Source organism: Gardnerella vaginalis, assembly GCF_001546455.1.
Lineage (GTDB): Bacteria > Actinomycetota > Actinomycetes > Actinomycetales > Bifidobacteriaceae > Bifidobacterium > Bifidobacterium vaginale_B.
The window spans coordinates 68,607-75,189 of the sequence record NZ_KQ956805.1; the positions used below are offsets into that span (position 1 = coordinate 68,607).

Consider the following 6,583-nt stretch of genomic DNA (forward strand, 5'->3'; position numbering starts at 1 on the left):
AGGTTATAAGAAGAAATAGTAATATTTTGCACATGTTAAACAAATGTTTTGTGATTGCTTATATTTGAGTTTTTTGCGGAATGCTCATATAATTTTCCACGTAAAGCACATTTAAGTTTATGAGGTGTTGCGCTATGACTGCCCAAATAATCGCTAGTCTTAAGAACGGTTTGAAAGGCATATAAAAGCACATAAAACAGCTTAAGATATATATTCTTTAGCAGTATTAAACACGCATTGCGCATGATGTTTATCATTATGTTTGCACATGCGCGCTAGTTTTTGCACGTTTTTTGCATGTTTTTGCGCGTTCTTATCGTTCTTATAAGCAAGCGTTATCTTTTTATCTAACTGATTTTCATTGTTGAAATTTATTCAATAACAGTAAGAATTAAGGTTTAATAACAGTAATAATTAAGCTTTAATAACACGTAAGAACGAAGCAATAATAATGAATAATAATATAGAAAACGCAACTGATAGTCGCGATAACAATAATAAGCAGTCAGCTAGCAACTTAATATTGCGTATTGATAATATAACAAGATCTTATTCTCGTGGATTCGGTCGTAAGAAAACAACTCGTCAAGTTTTACATAACGTATCTTTTGATATCCATTCTGGTGAAATATTTTGCTTGCTTGGTCCGAATGGTGCAGGTAAAACAACTACTGTAAAAATTGTTGGTACGTTGTTAGCTCCTGATAGTGGTAGTGTTCGTATTGCCAGTATTGATGCTGTGAGTAATCCTCGAGAAGCACGTAAGCACGTGTCGTTACTTCTTGGAGGTGAGCGAGGATTTTATCAAAGGTTAAGTGCATTAGATAATCTTCGTTATTTTGCTGATCTTTCCGCTGTTCCATATAGGGAGCAAGGAAAACGTATTCACGATGCTCTTGAGCAAGTTGATTTACTTGATAAAGCTCATGATGCTGTTCAAACTTTTTCAAGGGGAATGTGGCAGCGGTTGCATATTGCTCGATCGCTGGTTGCTAGAACGGATCTTATGCTTTTAGATGAGCCTACTACTGGTTTGGATCCTGAAAATGCTAGGAAAGTACGTGAGATTATTCATGCTTTACGAGATCAAGGAATAGCGATTTTGTTAACTACGCATGAGATGAGTGAGGCTGAAAAATTAGCTGATACTGTTGCTGTAATAAATCACGGTAATATTATTGCTCAGGGAAGTGTTCAGCAGTTGGCTTCTTTGCAGCATATTGATCATGTAACAATGTACGCGTATGACGGTGAAGTATCAAGCGGAACTCCTAGTGTTAAGGAAGAATTGCAAAAACTTGATGGAGTGTTGTGGTGTGATGTTTTTGAATCGCATGGAGTGTTAAATATTACTATCGCGTGGAGTAAAACATTATCTCAAGAACGAAATATTAAAATTCCTGTTGATGGGATTACGCGTTTAGGTGATCGTGCTGCAAGTTTGGAAGAAACGTATCTTGCTATTGTGCAAAATGATAATATTTCTGCGTCAAATACTTCTACTTCTTCTGCTGCTACGCCGTCTTCTTCGCCGTCCTCACTCCCATTAAGTAAGTAGGAGGCTTAATATGAATACTTCTACTCGTTCATACGCTTCTGTGATTCGTGGCTTATGGTTTCAGCTTAAAAGCTTAGCAAAAACAACGTTTTTCTTGCAAAATGCGATACTTGCTCCAGTATGTTTTGCGTTGATGAAAATTGTTGCATACTATGGTTTTTCTCATAATTGTACCAACTTCCTTAATAATATTTGGGTTGATTCTTCTATAGCTGGATTATGGTCTGCTACAACTACTGCTGTTGGAATTATTGGATACCAGCGTTATTTAGGAACATTACAATATTTAACTTTAAGTGTTATCTCACCTTCTGCAGTGTTTCTTCCTATTGTAGGATCCGCAGCTTTACTTGGGTGCATTGGTATGCCGCTTGCGATTATTACCGTTGCTGTTTTCTGCCATGGGTTCTTTATGATAACATTCACGCAGTTAGTTGGATACTTACTTTCTATGCTTGCTTGCGTAGCTTCTGCTGCATTATTATCTGGAATTTTTGTATTATGCCGTAAAGCTACAGTTTATGAAGGTTTGATTTTAATTCCTGTATGGATGCTTTGTGGAATAGTAATCCCTGTAGAATCAATGCCATTGCCTGCTCGCATTATTGCGTTTATTCATCCGCTTATGTCTGCAGTGTGGGTGTCTCATGCGCAATCGTTTAATGCTACTACTGTGTTAGCAATTGTGTTATGCGTTGTATTATCCAGCGTTCTGCTTGTTATTGCAAGTTTTATGTTACGTCATGCTATTCGACTTGCAACGCTTAATGGAAGTTTAAACATAATATGATACGAAATAATAATCAGGTTGAAACTATGCGAAATAAAATGCAAAATAAAATTATTCAAAATAGTAAGTACGCTGAATTGCATCAATATAATCAATATTCACAGTATGGTCACGTGAGCGTGTTATCTAGTATACGAACTGGTGCAAGAGTGAGTATACAGAGTATACCTAGCTTAAATAGTTGGAATACTGCTGTTATCCGTATGATTGTTGAGCCTCTTTTATCCACGTTCTTATACGTTTTTCTAGCTGGAGCTGTAAGTGGAGGATTCAATGGAGCAGCTAATGCTGCAACTAGCGCTGGTTTTAATCATAGTTTGATTGCTTCAACTCTTCCTGCCGTGATGGGTGCATGTTCTATTTCCACAAGTATGACTGTGTCAGAAGCACTAGCATGGGATCGTTTTGAAGGTACAACACCATTCGTGCTTACAAGCGCAAAAGTTGCATTACCATTATGGTTCGGTCGTATTATTGCGCTCGTTACTATTTCTTTAGTGAGTGATGCTGTGACTTTGTTTATAACAATGCTTGTAGTAAGCCCGAGTGCTTTCTTTGTGATTAATATGAGTGCGTTGATGCTGTTGTTCCTTATTGTTCCTGTTGCTTCTACGGGATTTGGTATTGCTATAGCTGCTATAAGCATGATGATGAATGATGTTTATACTATTTCTAACGCGCTTAGTGCAATACTTCCTATTGTTTGTGGTGTGATTGCTCCAATTAGCGTATTTCCTAAGATGATGCAATACGTGTTATACGTGATTCCAGTAACTCATGTTACTCAAGCATCTCGTAGTATAATTGATGGTTCTGTAAATGTTGGCGTATCGCTACTTGTGATTCTTATTGTTGGCATGTTATGGGCAATTGTTGGTGTGATCATATGGAATATTGGTGTTGCGGTTCAACAGCGTAAAGGTACTTTAACAAATATAGGGTTTTAAGTAATAAATATGGGATTTAGTTAATTATATAAGGATTAGATTCGCGTATGGAGAGTGGGTGTAAGACTAGTGGCATGTTGATTATTGCGTAAGATTGTTCAGCAAGCTATCAAGCCAATCTTAAATCTTTTAACGATAGCTTTTTCTATCGTTAAAAAGTGCACCCACTATCAATAGTGTACACTCAAAAAAGTGTAGCTATACTTGGAGTTCTCTCAATCCACGTCGAGACTGTCGTATTGATGTCTAGGGCTTAACAGCTGGGTGCATTTTTGCCTTTGTGTAGCAGGGGTTTGCGAGGGGTATCGTTAAAAGGTTTAATATGCGGCGGCTTTAGGCTGGCTTGGGGTGGTTTTTGAGCGCAGTTTTGCTGTTTGAGGAAACATGTCGACGGTGTAGGGTTTGAGTGCACAGGATGTTAACGTACTTCGCTTGCGTTGAAAGCACACTGTGCTTTCAACCTTAAGCAAGCTCAGCGAATCGAAGTGCATTCGCGAATTATGCTTTAATCGCGCATGCAAGTCGATTTGCCACTTTGCACCCACCTTGTAAGTGGAAAAAATTTATGCAGAAGGAAATGTACCGTAGCATATGTGGGAGAAAAAATATACGAGTCTAGTGAACAGGTTCAATACTGTAGAATCAAGGCTTAAGGGAGTAAAAGCTCGCATTGTTGAAAAGCAAATGAGGCATGATGAAGTTGAATATTTTATCGAGGATTTGAAAAAGCAGGACTTGTTAACAGTGTTCGATGAAAACGTCTGGCTTAGCATGGTTGACCATCTAACTGTGCATCAAGATGGAAAGGTTGAGTTTACTTTCCTTGATGGGAGCAAGACAGAACTAAAGCGTTAATCTTACAGGGAAAGTGTAAGGTAAAATAAAAGTATATCAGCAAGTCGCTGACGTGCTTTTTTGCTGTTAAAAGAGTTATGGGTTGAGTATCAATGGAGAGAAGAGGGTGCGTCTGTCTAAAAAATTTAACATTTTGAAAGGAGAAATAATGGAAACAATAGTATCCGCTTTATTAGTTTTTGTTTCTACATCCATTGACTACTTAGTTGTTTTGACTATTTTATTCGCTAGTCAAGGAAAGAAAGGTTTGAAATCAATTTATGTAGGGCAGTATTTAGGTACAGGACTGCTTGTACTGGCTAGTCTTATTGCCGCTTACTTTTTAAATTTTATTCCACAAGATTGGATTATCGGACTCCTTGGTCTAATTCCGCTAGGTCTTGGTATAAGAGCAATTTTTGTGGATGAAGATATTGATGAAGAAGATATCGAGGGGAAAATTACCGGAAATGGATCAAAAATCTTAGCATTTACAAGTTTAACAGTGGCAATGGGTGGAGATAATTTAGGAATTTATATCCCTTATTTTACAGGAAAGAGTTTGATTGAGATTGGTATAAGTTTAGTAATATTTGCCTTAGGGATTTTGATTCTATGCAAATTATCTCAAAATCTCGCCTCAATTTCTGCTATCGGAGAGACTGTGGAAAAGTACGAAAAAGTAATTGTACCAGTCGTGTTTATTGGACTAGGTCTCTATATATTGATTGAAAATGGAACTATTAATTATTTCATAGGTCAAGTCCTAAAAGTGGTGTAAATTCATTTCCTTCCCTTTATCTGCTATTTTTATGTTCAAACTCAAACGAGAAAAATAAGTGGTGCTTCCCACCGTCACGGCGCTTGATCGTACTATCTGATGCAGGAGGCTGATTAGGTGGGTGTGTTTCGTAGCGTTTGGAATTACGCTATTTCATTCGTTACTCTTTAACCCAAATCGCGCATTAATTGTTTGGGTCGTTAACAATGTTTTCTATATTTCTGCCTGAGTAGAATATGCGAATAACTGTTACAGTCATTTGGTTTTCGTCTACTTTGTAGAAAACAGTGTAGTTGTCGACTGGAACTCTGCGTATTTCCATAGATAACCACGGCTCCCACTCTACAAGCGGATATCGCATAGGCATAGTGTTAAGAGAACGTATAGCATGCTTAATGCGGTTGACTTGTTTTTCCGCCGTTTTTGGAACTTGTAAATTAAAGCGAATGTATTCGTATAGCCCAGTGAGATCAAGGAACGATTGTGGAGAATAAATGATGTTATAGGTTGTGCTCATACGCCGTATTTCTTAGCAAAGAATTGGTCTACTTCATCTTCACTATAAGATTTGCCAGTCGAAAGTGAGTTGATGCCTTTTTGTAATTCTTTATCCAACTCGGCTCTTGTTAAGCTGCCTAAAGCAGTAGGCGTATTAGTTGGCAAGCGGAGTTCAAATGGCATACCTTTTTGTAAAACGATTTGGCTGTATAGCATTTGGATTGCTGAAGATGGTGTTATGCCAAGCTGGTTCAAGATGTTTTCAGCGTTTTCTTTAAGATTTGTATCTATTCTTGCATATACAGCGTTCGTGTTTGTCATTGTGTTCGCGTCCTTTCTGGCCTTATTTTACAAAATAGTTGCAAGCATATGCAAGCAAATGAAAGCAAAAGTTTAACTACTATTCAGATTATAGCTTTCCGTTGTTGGTTTAGGTGTTATTTGTAGGACGGGAATTAGGCGCATTGACGAACAAATAACGTGCTTTTTTGGGAATTATAATTAAGGCATTTATTAACTATATTTTTTGAAAACTCAATTTGTTGAATATGATGATTGGACTAGCATAGTGAAAAAACTAATGGGGGCATGATAGGACAGGATTAAATAATGATCCGTGGGAGGAATAGTTGTGAATAAGTTTGAATTGTTTTCTATGATTTATTACGCGTTAAATCATTATTGGAAAGAAAATAAAAGTGAAGAATTGACTTCATTTTTAAGTGATATGAATCCTTTTTTATTTGATGATATTGGCTCTGCTGTTCCTTCTGTTTATGAGAAGTATAGTTTGCTAGTAAATGAAGAGATCAGCATTGATAATAGTTTTAGTATTGCTTGTAAGTATGTTAAAAGTTTAGGTTTGCAGGCTGTAACGGATGCATTTGCTTGCGTTAGTGAGGATGATTGGAAAGCGCGGTGCGTGAAATATATGTCATCAAGTCATAAAGGGCAAAATATTTAGTGTACGGAGCAATTCTTTTTCTGCGTGTTTTTTTTTACTCGTAAAAGACAAGTTGACCATTTGGGCGTAATTTTAAAGTTGAACTTGAAATTTACGCCCATTATTAGAACACCACGGCTTCCAGCCAACAATCTAATATTGCATGGACAAGGTGTGAGGAGAATGGATATCTTGCCTAAAATCAAGCTATTAAGCCAATCTTAAACCTTTT

General features: G+C 37.1%; 8 protein-coding genes. 6 read left to right on the plus strand and 2 right to left on the minus strand.

The genetic code is table 11. The features are described 5' to 3' along the window. Nucleotides 1–451: 451 nt before the first annotated feature. The 5 genes from HMPREF3216_RS00755 to HMPREF3216_RS00775 all read left to right on the plus strand — a co-directional run bounded on the left by HMPREF3216_RS00755 (nt 452) and on the right by HMPREF3216_RS00775 (nt 4,910). A complete protein-coding gene (locus tag HMPREF3216_RS00755) occupies nt 452–1,558 on the plus strand; it encodes an ABC transporter ATP-binding protein (protein ID WP_060786494.1) in 1,107 nt (368 codons plus the stop codon). A 10-nt stretch (nt 1,559–1,568) separates the two neighbouring features. Then, the gene (locus tag HMPREF3216_RS00760; RefSeq protein ID WP_060786495.1) at nt 1,569–2,348 is read left to right on the plus strand and encodes a hypothetical protein; all 780 of its coding nucleotides are present in this window, start codon (nt 1,569–1,571) and stop codon (nt 2,346–2,348) included. Further along, on the plus strand, nt 2,345–3,295 hold the full coding sequence (locus HMPREF3216_RS00765; protein WP_060786496.1) for an ABC transporter permease: 951 nt from the start codon (nt 2,345–2,347) through the stop codon (nt 3,293–3,295). The genes HMPREF3216_RS00760 and HMPREF3216_RS00765 overlap by 4 nt, the downstream gene beginning before the upstream one ends. A 591-nt stretch (nt 3,296–3,886) precedes the next feature. Continuing rightward, entirely contained in the window at nt 3,887–4,150 is a 264-nt protein-coding gene (locus HMPREF3216_RS00770) for a hypothetical protein (RefSeq protein WP_060786497.1), read from the plus strand. Between the two features lie 148 nt (nt 4,151–4,298). Beyond that, complete coding sequence (locus HMPREF3216_RS00775; RefSeq protein WP_004573936.1) at nt 4,299–4,910, plus strand: CadD family cadmium resistance transporter; 612 nt, start codon at nt 4,299–4,301, stop codon at nt 4,908–4,910. A 184-nt stretch (nt 4,911–5,094) separates the two neighbouring features. Here the strand turns inward: HMPREF3216_RS00775 and HMPREF3216_RS00780 are convergent, their stop codons facing one another. Together HMPREF3216_RS00780 and HMPREF3216_RS00785 are read right to left on the minus strand one after the other, a co-directional pair. Next, entirely contained in the window at nt 5,095–5,427 is a 333-nt protein-coding gene (locus tag HMPREF3216_RS00780; RefSeq protein WP_060786498.1) for a type II toxin-antitoxin system RelE/ParE family toxin, read from the minus strand. Then, nucleotides 5,424–5,729, minus strand: a complete 306-nt coding sequence (locus HMPREF3216_RS00785) for a type II toxin-antitoxin system RelB/DinJ family antitoxin (protein WP_060786499.1) — start codon at nt 5,727–5,729, stop codon at nt 5,424–5,426. The genes HMPREF3216_RS00780 and HMPREF3216_RS00785 overlap by 4 nt, the downstream gene beginning before the upstream one ends. 295 nt (nt 5,730–6,024) lie before the next feature. On the opposite strand from HMPREF3216_RS00785, the gene HMPREF3216_RS00790 reads away from it, so the two are divergent. Next, nucleotides 6,025–6,372: a hypothetical protein gene (locus HMPREF3216_RS00790; protein ID WP_060786500.1), complete on the plus strand. Its 348-nt coding sequence runs from the start codon at nt 6,025–6,027 to the stop codon at nt 6,370–6,372. Nucleotides 6,373–6,583: the final 211 nt, after the last annotated feature.